Genomic DNA, 20523 nt, shown 5'->3' with positions numbered 1-20523 from the left:
CCAGGGTTCGAATCCCTGTCTCTCCGCCACTTTGGGCACAAGACGACCCTTCCCAACAGGCTGATAGTAGGGCGGAATTCGGCGTTTTCGCGCTGATGGCGGTGTTTGGTCCGCTTGATTTGCTGCACATTTTGCTACACAATTTGCTGCACAAATGGGGGATTTCTCCGCCATGAGCATCGCGAAACGAGGCCGTCTCTACCATCTCCGCCGCCGGGTCCCGCGCCGGTACCGGAACGTCGAGCCGCGTGAAACGGTCTGGATCAGCCTGCATACCGACTCGGAGACGGTCGCCCACAGCAAGGCGGATCGCGCGTGGTCCCAGATGATCGAGGCATGGGAGGCGCGGCTGGCCGGGAACAGTGAAGATGCGGAGGCGCGCTACGAAGCGGCGCGCGACCTCGCCCGGGCGCGCGGCTTTCGGTATCTGGATGCGGGGGCGGTGGCCAAGTTGCCGGTTGAGGAAGTCGTCGAGCGCGTCGAGGCGATCCCGGCCCCGGCGAACCAACCTGACGCCATCGAGGCCGCCGCCCTTCTCGGCACCGCCCCGGAACCCCGGATGTCGGTCATGAAGGCACTGGAGCTCTACTGGGGCCTCGCCAAGGAAAAGACCCTCGGCAAGAGCGAGGACCAGCTGCGCCGTTGGGAAGCGCCGCGCAAGAAGGCGGTGAAGAACTTCGTCGCGGTCGTCGGCGACAAGGAAATTGCCAACATCACCCGCGACGACATGCTGGACTTCCGCCAGCACTGGCTCGACCGGATCGAGGCAGGCGAGGTCACGGCGAATTCGGCCAACAAGGATCTGATCCACCTGGGCGACGTGTTGAAGACCGTGAACATGATGAAGCGGCTTGGACTGGTGCTGCCGCTGGGCGAGTTGTCCTTCAAGGAGGGCGAGAAGCTGACGCGCCCGCCATTCAGCGAGGAGTGGATCAGGACGCGCCTGCTCGCCCCAGGCGCGCTGAACGGGTTGAACGGTCAGGCCCGCGCTCTGCTGCTCGGGATGATCAACACGGGCTACCGGCCCTCCGAAGGCGCAGCGCTCACGGCGGACACGATCCGGCTGGACTGCGACGTTCCCCATATCTCCATCGAACCGGAGGGACGGCAGTTGAAGAGCCACTACGCCCGCCGGGTGATCCCGCTGTCCGGTGTCTCGCTGGAAGCCCTCAAGCAGTACCCCGAGGGCTTTCCCCGCTACCGGAACCGCGCCACCCTGAGTGCGGTTGTGAACAAGTTCCTCCGCGCCAACGGCCTGCTCGAGACCCCGCGCCACTCGATGTACTCCCTGCGACATGCCTTTGAAGACCGCATGCTTGCCGCCGGGATCGACGACCGCATCCGCCGCGACCTCTTCGGTCATCGGCTCGACCGGGAACGGTATGGCAAGGGCGCGTCGCTGGAACATGTCGCAGAACTTGTTGCCCGCATCGCATTCTGAGCCAGCAACGCCCGCGCCCGGCGCTGCGCTTCCGACAGCCGTTTCTCCTTCTTGACGGCTGCGGCCAGCTCCACCTCCAGCCGCTCGAAGACCGGCGCGAAGGCCGGGTCATCGGCAACCAGCGCGGCCACCTTCAGAAGTGCCGCCTCGAGCCGCGCGGCATCGACCGGTTGGGCCGGGCGATTGCGTCGCTGTGAAGGTCGGGCGCGTGTCATGCCAACAAGCATGAGGCGGCGCGTGCGTCTTTTGCAGGGCGCGCGAACGCGCCGCGTAAAGCGGCCTGTAACAGCGTGCAAATCGGATGGGGAGCCCTCCAAACACGCGGCTCAAATCGAAGCACCGAAGTGAGCATCTTGGCGGTCGCGCCCGGCCCCCGACTCATGCGTCTGGGAGCGTCGCCCGAGCCTGCATTCTTGGGGCTTTGAACGCGCGCCGAGAGCTGGTTTCGGAGGGCTGCGGAAGACAACAGGAAGAAGGGCAAGATAAAAGCGCCTGCCACGAATGCCGCAAGTCACTGACGTGACAAGCGTTTTCGCGTGCATGCAAATCGGTCGTGTGCAGGTTTCCTGCAATTTCGCAGTGTTTTCAGACCTCTAGTATGCACACTGCGAAAACCCGCTCTTGGCAGCTACTCTTTAGACGAGGTGACGAGTCCGAGCATCAAGAGATGGTATCTTGCGCCCAACAATGGGAGCGCAAGATAAAAGAGGTGCGGCAACACGTGCCTAGGTGTCTGATGTTGATGAAGAAATCGCACGGCAACCCTTCAACCCTTGCCGCTTATAGGCACCTGAATATCTGATTTGGCGTTGAATTTGACGCCGCCAAACAACGCCCATTGGGAATGTGCCGCTGAATTATTCCCGCGAAGTCAGTGCGTTAACCCTATTTTTGCCGCATCGCGTAGAGGGGTGCGGCTGAATAAAGTCAGACACAACAACCAGTTGCGGGCCGAATGCGGCACCCCTTTTATCTCGCGCTCCATTGATGCGCTGCTTTCAGGCCATGTCTCGTCAAAACAATTCAGTGAAAGCTGGCTTGAAAGCTGGTCGCCGTGAGCGACACATGCGCATCAAGCGGTGGGCGCAACTCGAAAGCCTTGGGCGTTCGTGCGAAGTTCCAAAGGCGAAACAAGCACCATTCCTCGTGCCGTTCATCTGCCACTGCAAGTTCATTGCGCGAGACATGGAACGGCGTGCGTTCCCACCCGTTTGTGGTCTTCACCTCGATGAGACGCTGCCGTCCGTCTGCATCAAAACTGGCAATATCATAACCCGCGCCATCGCCGTCTTCTTCGGACACCCAGCGAATTTGCCGCGCCAAGTCCTCCCGCCCCGCTGCAGTCAGCGTGTCACGCTCGTGCTTTAGGACACGTTCCTCCCCAGCTTTGCCAAGGGCACGATTGCGTTCATCCCGCGCGGCCACGTCGAATTTCTTGGCGATGTGGAGCATCTGCTCGAGCTCGTCGGGCGGGGGCTGGTTGGTCAGAGTCGGTGCAGGCCCGACCCAGAGTTCCGCCGCCTCGGCCATGCCATCAACTCGCCGGGAAGAAAGGGTGCGGTGCGTCCAGCCAGAGTTAATAGCCAGCCATCGTGCGACTGCGTCGACCAGGCTGGTCTGGAAGTTGAACGCCGGTTTGTACCCGGTGATCCAGACCTCACCGAGCCCCTTGAGCACAGCGCTGATGTTCTGATGTTTGAACTCGACCGACCCGTCCGAGCGGTCGTTGAGGTGCGGCAGAAGCTGCCGTCGATGCTCCGCCTTGTCGTAGGGACGGCCTGCCACATCGTTCGCCAGCATCGCAAAGTAGTCCGCGACGATCAGGTCATTCTCGGCATCTGTCCACGCTTGGCTCGACATTGAGCCAAGCTAGGGGAAGGTCTGTCTGATGTCGTTGGTCGCTGCGCATTGTCGTTCGCGGGCGGCGCAAAGACTTCGGATTCGGGTCAACAAGCCTCGTGTCTTTGGCGGAAGCTTGTGAATCCGGGCTGCTATGGTCCGGTGGGACACAAGACCCCTCTCAATCTGATCAAGCGCGAACACGTCGAGACACTACCGGAACTCCGCTGGCCCGGCGCGGCTGCGCTGTTTCGCGGCTACACCGCATCGGGCCAGCTACCGTTGTGCCGGACGGCGGCGGTTTTGGACGCCGATCGGGGGGCAATTTTCGGTGCTGATTGACTACCAAGGCGCGTGACGGGGCGAGGAGCGCGAAGCTGGTCCGTTCGGGGCCCGTCGCGGAAGTCGATAATCAGGGACCGGCCGATACTGCGCGCGTCATATCCTTATTGCACCACGCAATCGGCGAAATATTGCACTTCGCCATCCTCGCCCGTTTCCTGCACCAGGCCGTGAATGTCGGTTTCGAAGCCCGGGCATTGGCGCGCGAATTCGCGGTTGAACTTGAGGTAATCGACGATCTTGCCGTTGAACACTTCGCCGGGGATCAGCAGGGGAATTCCAGGCGGGTAGGGCGTGACGAGGCTGGTGGTGATGCGCCCCTCGAGCTGGTCGATCGGCACCCGCTGGGTGGTGCGCCGCGCGATATGGGAATAGGCCTCGCTCGGCTTCATTGCAGGCTCCAGATCGCTGAGGTAGATCTCGGTCGACAGGATGGCGACGTCGTGGCGCGCGTATTGCTTATGGACATGTTCGCACAGATCGCGCAGCCCCATGCTTTCATAGCGCGGGTGCTTGAGGCAGAATTCGGGCATCGCCCGCCACATCGGCTGGTTCTTGGCGTGGTCGTCCTTGAACTGTTGCAGCGCTGTCAGCAGCGTGTTCCAGCGGCCCTTGGTGATGCCGATGGTGAACATGATGAAAAAGCTGTAAAGCCCGGTCTTTTCCACCACCACGCCATGTTCGGTAAGATACTTGGTGACGATCGAGGCCGGGATGCCGGACTCGTCGAACCGGCCGTCGAGGCTGAGGCCGGGGGTGATGAGCGTCGCCTTGATCGGGTCGAGCATGTTGAATCCCGGCGCCATGTCGCCGAAGCCGTGCCAGCTGTCCTCGCCGTCCGAGGCCTGGACGCCGTCTGCATCGGTCCGCTTGAGGATCCAGTCCTTGGTGCTGCCGATGCCCTCTTCGGACAGGTCGTCCGGACCCCAGACCTTGAACCACCAATCGTCCTCGCCGTACTCTTCGTCCACCTTGCGCATGGCCCGGCGAAAGTTCAGCGACTCCTCGATGCTTTCCTCGACAAGGGCGGTGCCGCCCGGCGGCTCCATCATCGCGGCGGCCACGTCGCAGCTGGCGATGATGCTGTATTGCGGGCTGGTGGAGGTGTGCATCAGGTACGCCTCGTTGAACAGGTGACGGTCCAGCGGCGTGCCCTGGCTGTTCTGGACAAGGACATGGCTGGCCTGGCTGATGCCGGCCAGCAGCTTGTGGATCGACTGGGTGGCGTAGGTCACCGAATGTTTCGGCCGGTCGCGCTTGCGCCCCATCGCGTGAAAATTGCCGTAGAACGGGTGGAACGCGGCATGGGGCAGCCAGGCTTCGTCGAAATGAAGGTTGTCGACATAGCCGTCCAGCAGGGTCTTGATGGTCTCGGTGTTGTAGAGCACGCCGTCATAGGTCGATTGCGTCAGTGTCATGATCCGCGGTTTCACCGTGTCGGGATCGACACCGTCCAATAGCGGGTTCGCGCGGATCTTGGCCTTGATCGCGTCGACCTCGAAGGCGCTTTGCTGGATCGGGCCGATGATGCCCCAATGATTGCGCGTCGGCTTCAGGAACACCGGCACGGCGCCCGTCATGATGATGCTGTGCAGGATGGACTTGTGACAATTGCGATCCACCACCACCACGTCGCCGGGGGCGACCGTGTGGTGCCACACCATCTTGTTCGAGGTCGAGGTGCCGTTGGTCACGAAGAAACAATGATCGGCGTTGAAGATGCGCGCCGCGTTGCGCTCGGACGCCCCGATGGCGCCGTTGTGGTCCAGCAGTTGCCCCAGTTCCTCGACCGAATTGCAGACGTCGGCGCGCAGCATGTTCTCGCCGTAGAACTGGTGATACATCTGACCGATGGGCGATTTCAGAAAGGCGACGCCACCCGAATGGCCCGGGCAGTGCCAGGAATACGATCCGTCCTCGGCGTAATCCAGCAGCGCCTTGAAGAAGGGCGGCTGGATGCCTTCGAGATAGGCCTTGGCCTCGCGGATGATGTGGCGGGCGACGAATTCCGGCGTGTCCTCGAACATGTGGATGAAACCATGCAATTCGCGCAGGATGTCGTTCGGCAGGTGCCGGCTGGTCTTGGTCTCGCCGTAGACGTAGATCGGCACATCCTCGTTCTTCCAGCGCACCTCCTCGATGAAATTGCGCAGGTTCACCACCGCCGGGTCGAGATCGGGGCCGGGGCTGAACTCTTCATCGTCGATCGACAGCACAAAGGCGCTGGCGCGGGACTGCTGCTGGGCGAATTTCGACAGGTCGCCATAGCTGGTGACGCCGAGCACCTCGAACCCTTCCTGTTCGATCGCCTCGGCCATTGCCCTGATCCCAAGGCCCGATGAGTTCTCGGAGCGGAAATCTTCGTCGATGATGACGATGGGGAAGCGGAACTTCATGGAACAAACCTCGGGGGTGCTGTGATTGACAGGCGGCGCAGCATGTTGAATGGGGGCCCATGCCTCTGCCCGAAAACACTCTGCGCGTCCCCACAAGGTATTCCTGTTGCCGGGCGCAGGGTCAAGGGTCGAAGTCAATTGCTCAGGCGCGCCCGACAATCTGAAGGCGCTGCGCGACGGTCGGGCAAGCCGCTGATCGTCCGCTCGACCCAGCGCAGCTCAGACCACAAACGCGCCATTGTCGGGCACGATGCGTTCCACGCGCGACCTCGGCCCGGCTCGTCAAGTGCGGCCAACGCTTTCCGGTGCGGCTGCGCGATACGTCACCGGACCGGGGGACAATGACGGTGGCTTTCCGTGCGTGACGCCAGTCGCGATTGACTGGTCTTGCGTTTTCGCTCGGCGTGGGAGCCGGGAAACACCGGCCATGATCGACGCGGCCGGACGTCTAGACGCCTTGCAGCCGCAACCCCGATCAGCGCAGGATGCGCTTGCCCGGCGCCACGACAACGCGGCGCCGGCTTTGCGTCGGGGGTCTATTCCGCCAGTGCGACATCGCGCGGCCCGGTGAAGGCGAGCAGGCCGATGCAGGGGACGTCGCTGTCGCAGCGGTCGGCATGCGCGACGCCGCCTTCGACCAGGGAATAGTCGCCGGGCACGGTCGGGACTTCGGTGCCGTCCGTTTCGATATGCACCCATGCGCCCGAGATGCTGAGGCCCCAGTAGTCGTGGGTATGGGTGTGCATCGGCAGCGCGACGCCCGGATCCATCTTGAACAGCCAGGCCGCGCCGGTGGCGTCATCGCCCCAGGCCAGCGCCAGTTGCACGCCGGGGATGGGCGCATCGATCCATTCCACGTTTGCGAGGGCGACATGGTGTTCGCCGTGAGCATGGCTCTCGGCGAATGCGGCTGTCGTCATCAGGGCAGCCGCGGCTGCGGCGATCAGGGTCTTCATCATCTCAATGGTCCTTTCGGTTGCGGGTTGTCTTGAAAACAGGGGTTTGGTGGACGGAGCTGTCAGGCGTCGGCGCCGCCCAGAACGGTGTCGAGCTGCATTTCCTTCAGCAGCGCGTCCTGGCGCGGCTGGGTGAAGGCGTTCATCTCGTCGACGCCCCAGGTGATGCCGACGACCGTACGGGTCGGGCGCTTGCCGGGTGCCGCGTCGGCGAGCGCGAGATAGGCGTCGACGACAAGTTGTGGGTCCGGGGCCTGATCGCTGGCCAGCATGTCTGCGAAACCCGAAATCATGGTGGTGGGCACGCTGCCAAGGTCGCCGTAGGACGACAGGACATCCTCATGCGCAGGGGGCTTTCCGGCGGCGAGCAGGTTCGACGGGAATGGTCCCGGCTCGACCAGCGCCACGTCGATGCCGAAGGTGGCCACCTCGTAGCGCAGGCTCTGGCTGTAGGCTTCGAGCGCGTGTTTCGTCGCGCAATAGGTGCCGAAGAAGGGCACCGATACGCGCCCGGCAATCGAACTGGTGTTGACGATCAGGCCTGACCGGGCCGCGCGCATCGACGGCAGCACGGCCTGCATCGCGCGGATTGCACCGAAATAATTGGTGTCCATCTGCTCATGGGCCTGCGCGACGCTGTAGGCCTCGGTCAGGCCGATATACATGATGCCCGCGTTGTTGATCAGGATGTCGACGGGTCCATGGGCGAGGATGCGGGCGAAGCCCTCGGCCACCGAAGTATCGCTGGTGACGTCCATCTCGGCGATGGCGATGCGGGGGGAGTAGGCTTCCAGTTCAGCCCTCCTGGCCGCGTTGCGCCCGTCGGCATCGCGCATCGTGCCCCAGACCCGGTCTCCGCGATCGGCGAAGGCGCGCACCGCCGCTGCGCCGAAGCCGCTGCTGGCCCCCGTGATGACCACTGTTCTTCCTGTTTCTGCCATGTTTCGCTCTCGTGGTTGCAAGGTGTGTTACCAAGTGGTACGAATATCCGACGCATGCCGTCAAGGAATAAATTACCAGTTGGTAACAAAATGGGCGCTGATAAACCGAAACCCGCGCGCGGCCGGCCGCGCAAGATGAACGCCGAAAATGTGCTGGACGTCGCGATGACCGCGTATTGGCAAAGCGATCCGGCCGATGTGTCGGTCAACGCGATCTGTCAGATGGCGGGCATCTCGAAGCCCTCGCTCTACCGCGAGTTCGGAAGCGAGGATGGGCTTTCGCGCGCGGTGCTAGACCGGTATGCCGAACAAGTGTTGTCGGAGATTTTCGTGATCCTGCAGGGCGGGATGAGGCTGCGGGGCACGCTCGATGCGCTGATCGACTTTGCCAGCGACGATCCGCGCATGGAAACCGGCTGCCTGTTCTACAAGATGCGTGCGGGCAAGCACCGGCTTGGTCCGGAAACGCGGGTGCGGGTGGAAGAGATCGACGCCGCGGCACAGGCGGCATATGTCGCGTTCCTTCAGTCCTGTCGCGATGCCGGGGACTGGCCCGACGGGCTGTCGGTCGACGCCGGGGCGCAATACCTCGGCGAGCAGATCGCGCTTGCCATCACACAACGTGCCTCCGGCGAAAATCCGGCCCGCATCCGCGAGATGATGGCCCTCGCGTTGTCGGTGTTCACCCGCCCATGACCCGAAGACCCGGTCCCGGACTGCGCCCGACGGAGAAGACCCGAGTCATGCGTCAAGCCCAGTCGGTCTTGCGCCTGCGGGAAATGGCGTTGTTGCGCGCATCGGCGGGAACGGCGCTTTGCCCCGGCGGGCGGCCTGTTACCGTGTCGGCGTGATATAGGCTTCGAGCGCGGCGCGCACGCCCCTGGTCCAGATCATGTCCAGCCAGCGGTCGAAGGACGTGGCGAAGATCGGGTTTTCCGCGAGGCTGCCATAGATATGGCGCTGCTCGAGCCAGGCTGCGGGCCGCTGGCGGGCGGTGTGTGCGGCGGCGGTCAGGGCCGTCCAGTTCGGGTCATTGGGGGCGATGGTTGATCCGTCTTCGCGGGTTCCGGCGCACATGCGGGCCCAGAGGGCCTCGACGAGTGCGAGACCGTCTACCGGGCCTCCTGCGGCAAGCGCCTCGCGGAGGATCGGGAGCACGAAACCGGTATGACGCGAGGAGCCGTCGAAGGCGACACGGCGCGCCGTGTCATGGATCGCGGGGTTGGAAAAACGGGCCTCGATCAGGGCGATATATGCCTCGGGCGTCATGTCGGGCACCGGCGCGACATAGGGGGCGATTTCCTCGCGTTCGACCTTGCCGAACAGGGCCGAGATCTGCGGATGCGCCATGCAGTCGGCGATCGTTTCCACGGAAAGCAGCTCGCCGGCATTGGCAAGAACCTGGTGGCCGGCGTTGAGGAGGCGGATCTTCATGGTCTCGTAGGCGTGCACCTGGTCGGTGAAGGTGGCCCCGACGCGATCCCAGTCGGGCCTGCCGGCGCAGAAATCGTCCTCGATGACCCATTGGCGGAAATTCTCGTGGGTGACGGGCGCGGCGTCTTCAATGCCCAGGGCGCGGGCCTTGGCGATCTCGGCGGGGCCGGTCGCCGGGACGATGCAATCCACCATGGAGTTGGGGAAACTGCATGTCCGGTCGATCCAGTCGGCAAGGTCGGGGCTGCGCAGGCGGGCCAAGGAGACCACGGCGGCGCGCGTGATGGTGCCATTGCCTTGCAGATTGTCGCAGCTTTGAACGGTGAATGGCCCGGCCCCGGAGGCGCGCCGCAGGGCGAGGGCCGTCACGATGGCGCCGAAGGCGGTACGCGGCGCGTCGGGATGCTGCACGTCGTGGAGGATGTCGTCATGCCCGGCATCGAAGGCGCCGCTGGACGGGTTGACGTAATATCCGCCCTCGGTGACGGTCAGCGACACGATGCGTGTCGTCGGGTCGGCCATCCGGGTGATCAGGGCGGCGTTGTCGTCCTGCACGGGCAGGAAGTCGATCATCGCGCCGCAGATTTCCGCCGAGGTGCCGTCGGGGCGCAGTTCGATCAGGGTGGTCAGGCAATCCTGCGCGCAAAGCTTGTCGCGCATGATTGCATCGCCGGGTCTGACCCCGCCGCCGATGATCGCCCAGTCGCGGGCCTGCCCCTGTTGCATCAGCCGGTGCAGGTACCAGGCCTGGTGCGCGCGGTGGAAATTGCCGACACCGATATGCACGATGCCGGGCGACAGGTCGGCTGCGCCGTAGCGGGGCCGCGAAATGTCTTCGGGCAGGTGGCGCAGCGTTTCGCGGGATAGTTGGACAGTCTTTTTGCTCATCAGCTCATCCATTGACCGCCGTCAACGTTATAGGTCTGGGCGACGATGTAGCGGGCCTCGTCGCTGGCGAGGAACACGGCCATGCCGGTCAGATCCTCGGCCGTCCCCATGCGGCCATAGGGAACGGCTGCGCCGACCTCGGCCTTCTTCTGGCCGGGGGCCTTGTTTTCGTATTTCGCGAAGAAGGCATCGACGCCGTCCCAATGCTCGCCATCGACCACGCCGGGCGAGATCGCGTTCACGTTGATGCCGTGTTCGATCAGGTTGAGCCCCGCCGATTGCGTCAGCGAGATCACCGCCGCCTTGGTGGCGCAATAGACCGCCACCAGCGGTTCGCCCCTGCGGCCCGCCTGTGAGGCCATGTTGATGATCCGGCCCTTGATGCCCTTGTCGATCATGTGGCGTGCGACCGCCTGGAGCGTGAAGAGCGTGCCGGCAACATTGATGTCGAAGACGCGGGAAAAGTCCCGGCGGTCGATCTCGACGATCGGAGCGGCGGAGAACAGGGCCGCGTTGTTGATCAGGATGTCGATCCGGCCGAAAGCCTGCGCGGTCTGCGCCACGGCGCTGTCGATGCTGGATTGGTCTGTGACGTCCATCTTCACGGCAATCGCGGTCTCGCCGATCTCTCTCGCCGCCAGCGTGGCCCGGTCGATGTCGATATCGGCAATGGCCACCCGCGCGCCTTCGGACACATAGGCCTTGGCGAAGGCCAGGCCGATGCCGCGCGCCGCGCCGGTGATCAGCGCCGTCTTTCCGTCCAGTCGTTTCATGCGAGCCTCAATCCCTTCCCGTCGAAACGGTGAATGACATCCTCGCGCGGTGTCAGATGGATGCGGTCCCCGTGTTTGAAACTGACCTCGCCATCGACACGCACGGTGATGGTGTCGGCCAGCCCGGTTTCGTGGATGTGGAAGAACGTGTCGGACCCCAGGTGCTCGGCGACGCCCACAACGCCGGACCACAGTCCGTCGCTGTCGGACACGGTGATATGTTCGGGGCGGACCCCCATGGTATGCGCGTCGCGCTTCTGCGCTTCGGGTCCTTCGAAGAGGTTCATCTTGGGAGAGCCGATGAACCCGGCGACAAAGGTGTTGCGGGGGCTGTGGTACAGGTCGAGCGGCGAGCCAACCTGTTCGATGTTTCCGGCCCGCAAGACGACGATCTTGTCGGCCATCGTCATCGCTTCGACCTGGTCGTGGGTCACGTAGATCATCGTGGTTTCCAGGCGCTTGTGCAGTTCGGAAATCTCGAGCCGCATGCCGACGCGGAGGGCCGCATCGAGGTTGGACAGCGGTTCGTCGAATAGGAACGCGGCGGGTTCGCGCACAATTGCCCGTCCGATCGCGACGCGCTGGCGCTGGCCGCCGGACAATTGGCCGGGGCGACGGTCAAGGTAGTCGGTGAGGTTCAGCACCTCGGCTGCGCCGTTCACGCGGCGTTCGATCTCGGCCTGGTCCAGTTTCGCCATGCGCAGCGGAAAGGCGATGTTCTTGCGCACGGACATATGTGGATAGAGCGCGTAGGACTGGAACACCATGGCAAGGCCGCGCTTGGCGGGCGGGACATTGGTGGCGTCGGTTCCATCGATCTCGATATGGCCCGAGGTGATGTCCTCAAGACCCGCGATCAGCCGCAGCAGGGTGGATTTGCCACAGCCCGAGGGGCCGACGAATACGGTGAATTCGCCGTCTTCGATCGTCAGGTCCAGCGGCGGGATGACCTCGACTTCACCGAAGCTCTTGGTCACTTTCTTGAGTTGAATGCGTCCCATTGGGTATGGTCCTTTTGGTTGCCCTGGCGGCTTGCCGAGGGCAGGCGTTATTTCACCGCGCCGAAGGTCAGGCCGCGGACAAGTTGCTTCTGGCTGAACCAGCCAAGGATGAGGATCGGCGCGATGGCCATGGTGGAGGCCGCGCTGAGCTTGGCGAAGAACAGTCCCTCGGGGCTGGAATAGCTGGCGATGAACGCGGTCAGCGGGGCCGCGTCCACGGCGGTCAGGTTGAGCGTCCAGAAGGCCTCGTTCCAGGCGAGGATGAAGTTGAGCAGCAGCGTCGAGGCAATGCCGGGCACCGCCATCGGGGTCAGGATGTAAAGCAGCTCTTCGCGCAGCGACGCGCCGTCCATCCGCGCGGCCTCGAGGATCTCGCCCGGGATTTCGCGGAAATAGGTGTAGAGCATCCAGACGATGATCGGCAGGTTGATCAGCATCAGCACGACGACCAGTCCCGCCCGGCTGTCGAGAAGCCCCATCTGGATGAACAGAAGGTAGATCGGGTAAAGCACACCGACGGCTGGCAGCATCTTGGTCGAGAGCATCCACAGCAGGATGTCCTTGGTGCGTTTCGAGGGCACGAAGGCCATGGACCAGGCCGCAGGCACCGCGATGATGATGCCCAGGATGGTCGAGCCCCCGGCGATGATCACCGAATTCCACAGGAAGCGCATGTAGTTCGAGCGCTCCTGCACCACCGCGTAGTTTTCGAGTGTCCAGTCGAAGCCGATGAAGATCGGCGGGCTGGCGATGGCCTGGGCTTCGGTCTTGAAGCTGGTCAGGATGGTCCAGAGGATCGGAAAGAAGATCAGCAGACCGATCGTCCATGCGACCGTGGTGTTCAGTGCCTTGCGTTGTGTCGATACGGCGCGTGCCATGGTCAGGTCCTCCTCACGCGTCCAGGTTCTTGCCGACGATGCGCATCAGGAAGATGGCAACGATATTGGCAAGGATGATGGCATAGACCCCGCCGGCCGATCCGAGCCCCACGTTCTGGCTTTCCAGCACGCGCTGGAAGATCAGGTAGGTGAGCGTCCGGGTGCCGAAGGCGCCGCCGGTGGTGACGAAGATCTCGGCGAAGATCGACAGCAGGAAAATCGTCTGGATCAGGATCACGATGGTGATCGCGCGTCCGAGATGCGGCAGGATGATGTGGTAGAATTTCTTGAGCAGCGGCGCGCCATCCATTTCGGCGGCTTCGAGCTGTTCGCTGTCAAGCGACTGGATGGCGGTCAGCAGGATCAGCGTCGCAAAGGGCAGCCATTGCCAGGACACGATCATGATGATCGAGGTCATCGACGCCTCGGAGAGCCAGGCAATCGGCTCGGCCCCGAAAAAGCGCCACAGATGGGCGAACAATCCGTTGACCGGATCCATGAACATGTTCTTCCACACCAGCGCCGAAACCGTCGGCATCACGAAGAACGGCGCGATGACAAGGATGCGGACAACGCCCTGGCCCCACATGGGCTGGTCGAGCAGCATCGCCAGAAGGATGCCCAGGACAACCGTGATCACGAGAACACCGCCCACGATCACCAGCGTTGCCTGAACCGATGGCCAGAAGGCCGTCGAGGTCACGAAGCGGACGTAATTGTCAAATCCGGTCCAGCCCAGATCGCCACCGCGCAGGGGCAGGTAGCGCTTGAAGGAAAAGTAGATCGTCATCGTCAGCGGCACCAGCATCCAGCCCATGAGCAGGATCACGGCAGGGGCCATCATCAGGCGCGCAGCGGATCGGGAGTGTTGGGTAGCCATGACGCAAATTGCCTTTGTTGCGCGGGTCGCATGCGGACCGCGGGTGGGAACGAAAGTCTGTTGTCATGAAGGGTAGCGTGGGGCGGGCAAGCTTGCCCACCCCAGCCGGGAGGATGCCTCAGTAGCCTGCGGCTTCCATTTCTTCGGTGGTGATGGCTTGCGCCTTCTCGAGCGCTTCGTCCACGCTCTGCTGACCCGCGTAGACGGCCGAGAATTCCTGGCTCACCTGGGTCGCGATGCCCGCAAATTCCGGGATCGCCACGAACTGGATGCCGACATACGGCACCGGATCGACCGTCGGGTTGTTCGGGTCGGCTGCCTTGATCGATTCCAGCGTCATGGCGGCAAACGGGACCTCCTGGTATTCGGGGGTCTCGTAGAGCGAGGTGCGTGCACCCGGCGGGACGTTGGCCCAGCCCTCATTGGCGGCAACGAGCTCGATATACTCTTTCGACGTCGCCCATTCGATGAACTGCTTGGCCGCGTCTTCCTTCTGGGTGCCGGCCGGGATCGCCAGGGCCCAGGCCCAGAGCCAGTTGGAGCGCTTGTCGATGCCTTCCTTGTTCGGCGCCAGGGCGAACCCGACGCTGTCGGCCACGGTGGAGTCGGTCGGGTTGGTCACGAAGGACGCGGCAACCGTCGCGTCGATCCACATGCCGCACTTGCCCTGCTGGAACAGCGACAGGTTTTCGTTGAAGCCGTTGGTGGCATAGCCCTCGGGGCCGTAATCGTTCATCAGGTTGACGAAGAAGGTCAGCGCCTCGTTCCATTCCGGCTGATCGAACTGGGCGGTCCAGTCCTCGTCGAACCAGCGGGCACCGAAGGAATTGCCGGTCACGGTGATGAAGGCCCCGCCTTCACCCCATCCGGCCTTGCCGCGCAGGCAGATGCCGTTGATGTCGTTCTCGGGATCATCCATGGCCGCCGCCGCTTCGCGGATGAATTCCCATGTCGGGGCTTGCGGCATTTCCAGCCCGGCCTGTTCCATCAGGTCGGTGCGGTACATGACCATCGACGATTCGCCATAGAAGGGCGCGGCATAAAGCGTGCCGTCATGCGAAAGGCCGTTGCGCATCGCGGGCAGGATGTCTTCGGCATCGTAGTCTTCGGAAAGGTCATTCAACGGGATGAGCCAGTCATTGGCGCCCCAGATCGGGGTTTCGTACATGCCGATCGTCATGATGTCGAACTGGCCGCCGTTGGTGGTGATGTCGGTGGTGACGCGCTGACGCAGCACGTTTTCTTCGAGAGTCACCCATTCGACGGCGATGCCGGTCTGTTCGGTAAACGTGTCAGTATAGCTCTGCATCCGGATCATGTCGCCGTTGTTGACAGTGGCGATGGTGATCGTGGTGTCCTGTGCGAAAGCTGCGGCAGAGCATAGGGTAAGCGCCGTTGAGGCGCCGAGTACGCGCTTGATAGACATCCTTTTCCTCCCTGAAGTTGGATGTAGTGTCAGGAAGGCTAACAAAAAATTACCTCGTGTCAATTTAAAATTTAACGCGCGTTAAGTTTATGCGGAGGCACGTAAAACCAGCCGCGCCGGAAACAGCGTTTCCGTCCGGGCAGGGAGCCTTCCGCCGTTTTCGATCAGTTCGAACAACGTTTCGACGCTGCGATTCGAAACCGCATCGTAATCATGCGCCACGGTCGTCAGGGCCGGGCAGGTGAACCGGGAAAACGGATGGTCGTCATGAGATGCCACGCGCAGCGCACATCCGTCGCCGCGCCCGACGCGCAGGCCGCGTTCGTAACAGGCGGCCAGAAATCCGATGGCCAGGCGGTCGTTGCTGCACAGGACAGTGTCCGTGGTCAGGCCGTTTTCCTCGAGCACGCGATGCGCTCCTCGCCGTCCGATCTCTTCAAAGGCCCAGCCTTCGCCGTCGATCTTGATCACCTGCGGATCCTTTCCAAGCCGATCCATCATCTCGAGATAGGCGGTGCGGCGCTTGTTGGCGTTGGGGTTCGCCGGATGGCGCATCTCGAAAAAGCAGGGTGGCTCTCCGGTGCGGCACAGGTATTCGACGCTTTGCGACACGAAGCTGAAATTGTCGGACCCGACAAAGGCTTCGCCCACCCCTTCGAGATAGGAGTCGAAAAGGACGGTCGGGACATCCGCACAGAAGGTTTCGATCTTGGAGCGGTCCGACAGGCGCCCCAGGGCCGCGAGCAGAACCCCGGCGGGTTTGAGCGATCGCAGGCTGTCGAGGATGTCGTTTTCCAGGCCCTGGTCGCCATGGGCGCTGTAGAGCGTCGGGCGATACCCGGCATTGATGCACCGTTGTTCGAGGCTTCGGGCGATCTCGGCAAAGAACGGATCGGCGAGGTACGGCACGACGATTCCGATATTCTTGGTCAATTTCCTGTTCTGGTTTATCGCGTAAACGTTGGGCGTGTAGTCGAACCGTTCTAGCGCCGTTTCGATCCGTTCGCGGGTCGTCGCCCGTACGCTGGCGGGATCGTTGAAGAATTTTGAGAGAGTCGGCCGGGAGATGCCGCTCAGGGCGGCGAATTCCTCCATCGTCTTGACCTTCTGCGGCTGCATGCGGACCCTTTCCAAGGCTGGTGTCGTGTCTATTTAAGCCACAGTTAATTGGCGCGCGTAAAGGTATTTTGCGGTTTGGCGCGCGTTTACGTCAAGTTTCCGCATGTCCTTGCCGCGACCCGTCGATTTCTTGAAAAACGCTTTGCAACCGCAGCATCGGCACCTCAGTCGGGGACAAAATGTCGTGAACGTTGCGTAAAGCGTTGAACCTGCGGCTGCTTTGAAGGTTTTGTTCTCAACGTTGCGCGCAGGACGTCTCTGGGGGCGTCTCTGGGGGGCGGTCCTTGCGCTGGTATTCAGGATGTCTGAAAGGTTTTACATGGTTACTCGACGCTTCATGCTTGCTGCTCTCTCTACCTTGGCCGCGCCCGCGCTTGTCCGCCCGGCCCTCGCCGCGCCCGGCGACTGGGACACGTGGGATGCACAGGTCACACCCTCGAATTTCGATCTGGACACGAGCAACCCCTGGGGGCTGCATCCGAGGTTTCTGCCCACGCGTGTGCAGGCCAATCCGGATCTCACGCCGGGGGACGTGCATGTCGATGCCGTGGCGCGCTACCTCTATCACATTCAGGGCGACGGCACCGCGATGCGCTATGGCGTCGCCATCGGGCGCGATGGGCTTTACGAACCCGGCGTCTACACGATCCGCCGCAAGGCCAAGTGGCCGCAATGGACCCCGACGCCCGCGATGATCGAGCGCGAACCCGAGAAATACGCGCGCTGGGAAGACGGGATGCCTCCTGGTCCGGACAATGCATTGGGGTCGCGCGCGCTGTATCTCTTCGTCGGCAACCGCGACACCTATCTGCGCATTCACGGAACCCCGGCCCCGCGGTCGATCGGGACCCGCGCCAGTTCGGGCTGTGTGCGCATGGTGATGCCGCATATCAACGCGCTCTACGAAGAGGTGGACACGGGTGTGACCGCCTATCTTTACCCCACAGAGGGCGGCACGCTCTAACGGGTCTTAACTGGTCGGTCGGGTGCAGATCGGGTTGCCATTTGCGGTGCGCAGGGGCAGCTCGGTCGTCTCGACCGGTCCGATATGCGTGTACCAGTAACAGCCATCATCGGGCCGGATCCGCGCCGTCGTCAGATCCTGATAGGGCGCTGCGATCGACGCAACCGACTCGGGCACGTTTGCCGGTCTAGACATCCCCGCGCCGCCGCCGGTCTGAACCGGTTCGCAGGCCGCCAGGCCCATGAGCATCAGGGGGCCTGCAACAAAAGCCAATGGTCTGGTCATCGCGTGTTCACTCCGGTGGTCTTTGGTCGCCATACGGTTGCATTCCCCGGCAAGGGCCGCAAGCCCACGCAAACGACCGCGCGACAAGCATGGCAACGGTGCCGCAGTCGGTGGGGTGGTGGTTTGTCGGCGACAGATGCGGCGTCCCCCCCCCCTTTGGCCGCGCTTGGCATTTCCAGATCCCATTTGACAAGCTCTTCGGGCAGGAGGATAAAAAGTTCGTTGCAAGTGCAATGAAATTCTTGCGGCGAAGGGGGCAGATCGGCCCTTGGCACGGGGGTCCTGCGCTTTAGGGTGGCATCGACAGGATTGGGAGGCTGGCAATGGCAAAGGCATTCGCGTCGCAGGCGGATATGACCGAAAAGAAAATCTCGTTCACAGAGATCGGGGAGGGGCTCTATGCCTTCACCGCCGAGGGGGATCCGAATTCGGGGGTCATCATCGGCGATGACAGCGTTATGATCGTCGAGGCGCAGGCGACGCCGCGATTGGCCAACAAGGTGATCGACTGCGTGCGGTCGGTGACGGACAAGCCGATCAGCCATGTCGTGCTGACACATTACCATGCGGTGCGCGTGCTGGGGGCAAGCGCCTTTCAGGCGCCCCAGGTCATCATGTCGGACGCGGCGCGCGCGATGGTGGTCGAGCGGGGGCAAGAGGATTGGGACAGCGAATTCCAGCGCTTTCCGCGCCTCTTCGAAGGCCACGAGTCGATCCCCGGTCTGACCTGGCCGACGACGACCTTCAGCGACCAGATGACGGTCTATCTTGGCAACCGCAAGGTCGAGATCAAACAGATCGGCAGAGCGCACACGGCGGGCGACAGCGTGATCTGGGTGCCGGACGCGCAGACCATGTTCACCGGCGACATCGTGGAATACCACTCGGCCTGCTATTGCGGCGACGGGCATTTCGAGGATTGGGGCAAGACGCTTGACGCGGTGAAGGCCTATGATCCGCACTCCATCGCGCCGGGCCGCGGCGATGCCCTTGTGGGGCGCGAGATGGTGGACGCGGCCCTGATGAACACGCGGGATTTCGTCGACAGCACCTATCGCCCGGCCAAGCAGGTGGCAGGGCGGGGCGGCAGCCTGAAGGACGTCTGGGACGCCGTGCGCGACGTCTGCGACCCGAAGTTCAAGGATTATGCGATCTACGAGCATTGCCTGCCGTTCAACGTCGCGCGGGCCTATGACGAGGCGCGCGGCATCGACACGCCCCGGATCTGGACGGCGCAGCGCGATCTCGAGATGTGGGAGGCGTTGCAGGCATAAATCGGGCCGCCCGGCCCCGACGAGCCGGGTGCGCGAAGGTCTTGGGAGGAGACGACACCATGTTCGACGACAGATATGCCCTTGCGCACAAGCTTTACCCCTACGCGCGTGTCGCCGATCAGGACAGGGCCCAGGCCGTGCGTCACCCTGTCGTGGTGGTCGGCGGTGGCCCGATCGGTGTTGCGACGGCGCTTGATCTGGGACAACAGGGTATCCCGGTCCTGGTGCTTGATGACCACGAAGGCATCGGCATGGGCTCGCGTGCGATCTGTTTCGCAAAGCGCAGCCTCGAGATCGCGGACCGGTATGGCTGTGGTGCGCCGATGCTGGACAAGGGCATCGTCTGGAACCTTGGGAAGGTGTTTCATCACGACCGCAAGGTGTTCGAGTTCAACCTCCTGCCCGAGCAGGGCCACAAGTACCCGGCCTTCATCAACCTGCAACAACCGTATTTCGAAGGGTTCATGATCGACCGCCTGCGGGCTTTGCAGGCCGAGGGCGCGCCGATCGAGATCCGGGGCAAGAACCGCGTCGATGCGGCGGAGGTGAAGGGCGATCATGTCGTGCTCGATGTGATGACGCCGGACGGGCCGTACAGCGTCGAGGCCGATTGGCTGGTGGCCTGCGATGGGGCGAATTCACCTCTGCGCTCCATGTTGGGACACAGCTTTGCCGGCAAGGTCTTCGAAGACAGTTTCCTGATCGCGGATATCAGGATGACCGGCGATGTGACGTTCCCGACCGAACGCTGGTTCTGGTTCGAGCCAAGCCACGGGGAAGGGGCGTCGTTGCTGCTGCACAGGCAGCCCGACGATATCTGGCGCGTCGATTTCCAGATCGGTTGGGACGTCGACCGCAAGGAGGAGTTGAAGGAAGTCAACATCCGCCGTCGCCTGGATGCCTTTCTTGACGGGATCGACTATGATCTGGTCTGGTCGTCGATCTACACTTTCCAGTGCAAGCGCATGGAGCGTTTCCGGCATGGGCCGGTGTTCTTTGCCGGCGATGCCGCGCACCAGGTGTCGCCGTTCGGCGCGCGGGGCGCCAATTCGGGCATGCAGGACGTGGATAACCTTGGCTGGAAGCTGGGGCTGGTCATCGCGGGCAAGGCGCCCGAGCGCCTGCTGGACAGCTATTCGGAGGAACGGGTTTACGGCGCGGACGAGAATATCCTGAACTCGACCCGTTCCACCGATTTCATCACGCCCAAATCCGAGATCAGCAAGATATTCCGCGACGCCGTTCTGACGCTTGCCGGCAAGGCGGCCTTTGCCCGGCCGCTGGTCAATTCCGGGCGCCTGTCGGTGCCGTGCGTCTATGACGGGCTGTCCCTCAACGGACCGGACGCCCTGGCCGGTGCGCCCGAGCGCAGCCGTGTCGGAGCGCCGTTGGTCGATGCGCCGGTCGAGGGGGGCTGGCTGCTTGACCGGCTTGGCGGGGCGTTCCAGCTTTTGACCATCGACGCGGAGGCGCCGCAGGTACTGGAGTTCGACGGGATCACGGTGACCCGCGTTGCCCTGTCGGCGGCGGGCCATCCCGAACTTGCCGAGCGCTATCTGGGGTCCGCGACATCGGCCGTGTACCTGATGCGACCGGATCAGCACGTGGCGGCGCGATGGGACAGTTTTGACGTCGACGCGGTTGCCGCGGCGGTGAAGACCGCAACCGCGCGCGGATGAGGAGGAT

At 63.0% G+C, this 20523-nt stretch carries 17 protein-coding genes; 5 read left to right on the top strand and 12 right to left on the bottom strand.

What is annotated here, in order from left to right:
- The first annotated feature begins 172 nt into the window (after window positions 1-172).
- Complete coding sequence (locus LCF60_RS05345; protein ID WP_292290209.1) at window positions 173-1441, top strand: DUF6538 domain-containing protein; 1269 nt, start codon at window positions 173-175, stop codon at window positions 1439-1441.
- Window positions 1442-2464: 1023 nt separating this feature from the next.
- Here the strand turns inward: LCF60_RS05345 and LCF60_RS05340 are convergent.
- The 4 genes from LCF60_RS05340 to LCF60_RS05325 all read right to left on the bottom strand — a co-directional run bounded on the left by LCF60_RS05340 (window position 2465) and on the right by LCF60_RS05325 (window position 7915).
- Complete coding sequence (locus LCF60_RS05340) at window positions 2465-3301, bottom strand: DUF3883 domain-containing protein (RefSeq protein WP_292290208.1); 837 nt, start codon at window positions 3299-3301, stop codon at window positions 2465-2467.
- A 425-nt stretch (window positions 3302-3726) separates the two neighbouring features.
- A complete protein-coding gene (locus LCF60_RS05335) occupies window positions 3727-6018 on the bottom strand; it encodes an arginine/lysine/ornithine decarboxylase (protein WP_292290206.1) in 2292 nt (763 codons plus the stop codon).
- Between the two features lie 536 nt (window positions 6019-6554).
- Entirely contained in the window at window positions 6555-6977 is a 423-nt protein-coding gene (locus LCF60_RS05330) for a cupin domain-containing protein (RefSeq protein WP_292290204.1), read from the bottom strand.
- Window positions 6978-7036: 59 nt separating this feature from the next.
- Window positions 7037-7915 carry an SDR family oxidoreductase gene (locus LCF60_RS05325; RefSeq protein ID WP_292290203.1) on the bottom strand — a complete coding sequence of 293 codons (879 nt, stop codon included), beginning with the start codon at window positions 7913-7915 and terminating at the stop codon, window positions 7037-7039.
- A 135-nt stretch (window positions 7916-8050) separates the two neighbouring features.
- On the opposite strand from LCF60_RS05325, the gene LCF60_RS05320 reads away from it, so the two are divergent.
- Window positions 8051-8611, top strand: coding sequence for a TetR/AcrR family transcriptional regulator (locus LCF60_RS05320; RefSeq protein WP_292290202.1), 561 nt, complete (start codon window positions 8051-8053; stop codon window positions 8609-8611).
- A gap of 138 nt (window positions 8612-8749) precedes the next feature.
- Here the strand turns inward: LCF60_RS05320 and LCF60_RS05315 are convergent, their stop codons facing one another.
- From LCF60_RS05315 to LCF60_RS05285, 7 genes are all read right to left on the bottom strand, one after another.
- Window positions 8750-10237: a mannitol dehydrogenase family protein gene (locus LCF60_RS05315; protein ID WP_292290201.1), complete on the bottom strand. Its 1488-nt coding sequence runs from the start codon at window positions 10235-10237 to the stop codon at window positions 8750-8752.
- Window positions 10237-11010, bottom strand: coding sequence for an L-iditol 2-dehydrogenase (locus LCF60_RS05310; protein WP_292290199.1), 774 nt, complete (start codon window positions 11008-11010; stop codon window positions 10237-10239). The genes LCF60_RS05315 and LCF60_RS05310 overlap by 1 nt, the downstream gene beginning before the upstream one ends.
- The gene (locus tag LCF60_RS05305) at window positions 11007-12011 is read right to left on the bottom strand and encodes an ABC transporter ATP-binding protein (protein ID WP_292290197.1); all 1005 of its coding nucleotides are present in this window, start codon (window positions 12009-12011) and stop codon (window positions 11007-11009) included. Before LCF60_RS05305 ends, LCF60_RS05310 begins: the two co-directional genes overlap by 4 nt.
- Before the next feature lie 47 nt (window positions 12012-12058).
- The gene (locus LCF60_RS05300) at window positions 12059-12889 is read right to left on the bottom strand and encodes a carbohydrate ABC transporter permease (protein WP_292290196.1); all 831 of its coding nucleotides are present in this window, start codon (window positions 12887-12889) and stop codon (window positions 12059-12061) included.
- Between the two features lie 13 nt (window positions 12890-12902).
- On the bottom strand, window positions 12903-13769 hold the full coding sequence (locus LCF60_RS05295) for a sugar ABC transporter permease (protein ID WP_292290188.1): 867 nt from the start codon (window positions 13767-13769) through the stop codon (window positions 12903-12905).
- 118 nt (window positions 13770-13887) lie between these two features.
- Window positions 13888-15195 carry a sugar ABC transporter substrate-binding protein gene (locus LCF60_RS05290; RefSeq protein WP_292290187.1) on the bottom strand — a complete coding sequence of 436 codons (1308 nt, stop codon included), beginning with the start codon at window positions 15193-15195 and terminating at the stop codon, window positions 13888-13890.
- Between the two features lie 87 nt (window positions 15196-15282).
- Window positions 15283-16314: a LacI family DNA-binding transcriptional regulator gene (locus LCF60_RS05285; RefSeq protein WP_292290185.1), complete on the bottom strand. Its 1032-nt coding sequence runs from the start codon at window positions 16312-16314 to the stop codon at window positions 15283-15285.
- Window positions 16315-16651: 337 nt separating this feature from the next.
- Here LCF60_RS05285 and LCF60_RS05280 point away from each other — a divergent pair, with 337 nt between their 5' ends.
- Window positions 16652-17278 carry a L,D-transpeptidase gene (locus LCF60_RS05280; protein ID WP_292290183.1) on the top strand — a complete coding sequence of 209 codons (627 nt, stop codon included), beginning with the start codon at window positions 16652-16654 and terminating at the stop codon, window positions 17276-17278.
- Between the two features lie 6 nt (window positions 17279-17284).
- Here LCF60_RS05280 and LCF60_RS05275 read toward each other — a convergent pair whose 3' ends face one another.
- Window positions 17285-17563, bottom strand: coding sequence for a hypothetical protein (locus LCF60_RS05275; RefSeq protein ID WP_292290182.1), 279 nt, complete (start codon window positions 17561-17563; stop codon window positions 17285-17287).
- Window positions 17564-17886: 323 nt separating this feature from the next.
- Between LCF60_RS05275 and LCF60_RS05270 the strand changes: the two genes are divergently transcribed.
- Window positions 17887-18837 carry an MBL fold metallo-hydrolase gene (locus tag LCF60_RS05270; protein WP_292290180.1) on the top strand — a complete coding sequence of 317 codons (951 nt, stop codon included), beginning with the start codon at window positions 17887-17889 and terminating at the stop codon, window positions 18835-18837.
- Between the two features lie 59 nt (window positions 18838-18896).
- The gene (locus LCF60_RS05265; protein WP_292290178.1) at window positions 18897-20516 is read left to right on the top strand and encodes an FAD-dependent oxidoreductase; all 1620 of its coding nucleotides are present in this window, start codon (window positions 18897-18899) and stop codon (window positions 20514-20516) included.
- Window positions 20517-20523: the final 7 nt, after the last annotated feature.

The organism is Marivita sp. (genome assembly GCF_020055635.1).
Lineage (GTDB): Bacteria > Pseudomonadota > Alphaproteobacteria > Rhodobacterales > Rhodobacteraceae > Marivita.
Note: the sequence above shows the minus strand (reverse complement) of the source record. Positions and strands in the feature narration are given on the sequence as shown.

What these genes read in the sequence shown, in the direction of transcription:
- LCF60_RS05270 (WP_292290180.1), top strand. Translation starts at nt 17,887, where the DNA reads ATGGCAAAGGCATTCGCGTCGCAGGCGGATATGACCGAAAAGAAAATC.
- LCF60_RS05345 (WP_292290209.1), top strand. Translation starts at nt 173, where the DNA reads ATGAGCATCGCGAAACGAGGCCGTCTCTACCATCTCCGCCGCCGGGTC.
- LCF60_RS05315 (WP_292290201.1), bottom strand. Translation starts at nt 10,237, where the DNA reads ATGAGCAAAAAGACTGTCCAACTATCCCGCGAAACGCTGCGCCACCTG.
- LCF60_RS05275 (WP_292290182.1), bottom strand. Translation starts at nt 17,563, where the DNA reads ATGACCAGACCATTGGCTTTTGTTGCAGGCCCCCTGATGCTCATGGGC.
- LCF60_RS05280 (WP_292290183.1), top strand. Translation starts at nt 16,652, where the DNA reads ATGCTTGCTGCTCTCTCTACCTTGGCCGCGCCCGCGCTTGTCCGCCCG.
- LCF60_RS05265 (WP_292290178.1), top strand. Translation starts at nt 18,897, where the DNA reads ATGTTCGACGACAGATATGCCCTTGCGCACAAGCTTTACCCCTACGCG.
- LCF60_RS05335 (WP_292290206.1), bottom strand. Translation starts at nt 6,018, where the DNA reads ATGAAGTTCCGCTTCCCCATCGTCATCATCGACGAAGATTTCCGCTCC.
- LCF60_RS05340 (WP_292290208.1), bottom strand. Translation starts at nt 3,301, where the DNA reads ATGTCGAGCCAAGCGTGGACAGATGCCGAGAATGACCTGATCGTCGCG.
- LCF60_RS05325 (WP_292290203.1), bottom strand. Translation starts at nt 7,915, where the DNA reads ATGGCAGAAACAGGAAGAACAGTGGTCATCACGGGGGCCAGCAGCGGC.
- LCF60_RS05285 (WP_292290185.1), bottom strand. Translation starts at nt 16,314, where the DNA reads ATGCAGCCGCAGAAGGTCAAGACGATGGAGGAATTCGCCGCCCTGAGC.
- LCF60_RS05295 (WP_292290188.1), bottom strand. Translation starts at nt 13,769, where the DNA reads ATGGCTACCCAACACTCCCGATCCGCTGCGCGCCTGATGATGGCCCCT.
- LCF60_RS05305 (WP_292290197.1), bottom strand. Translation starts at nt 12,011, where the DNA reads ATGGGACGCATTCAACTCAAGAAAGTGACCAAGAGCTTCGGTGAAGTC.
- LCF60_RS05290 (WP_292290187.1), bottom strand. Translation starts at nt 15,195, where the DNA reads ATGTCTATCAAGCGCGTACTCGGCGCCTCAACGGCGCTTACCCTATGC.
- LCF60_RS05330 (WP_292290204.1), bottom strand. Translation starts at nt 6,977, where the DNA reads ATGATGAAGACCCTGATCGCCGCAGCCGCGGCTGCCCTGATGACGACA.
- LCF60_RS05300 (WP_292290196.1), bottom strand. Translation starts at nt 12,889, where the DNA reads ATGGCACGCGCCGTATCGACACAACGCAAGGCACTGAACACCACGGTC.
- LCF60_RS05320 (WP_292290202.1), top strand. Translation starts at nt 8,051, where the DNA reads ATGAACGCCGAAAATGTGCTGGACGTCGCGATGACCGCGTATTGGCAA.
- LCF60_RS05310 (WP_292290199.1), bottom strand. Translation starts at nt 11,010, where the DNA reads ATGAAACGACTGGACGGAAAGACGGCGCTGATCACCGGCGCGGCGCGC.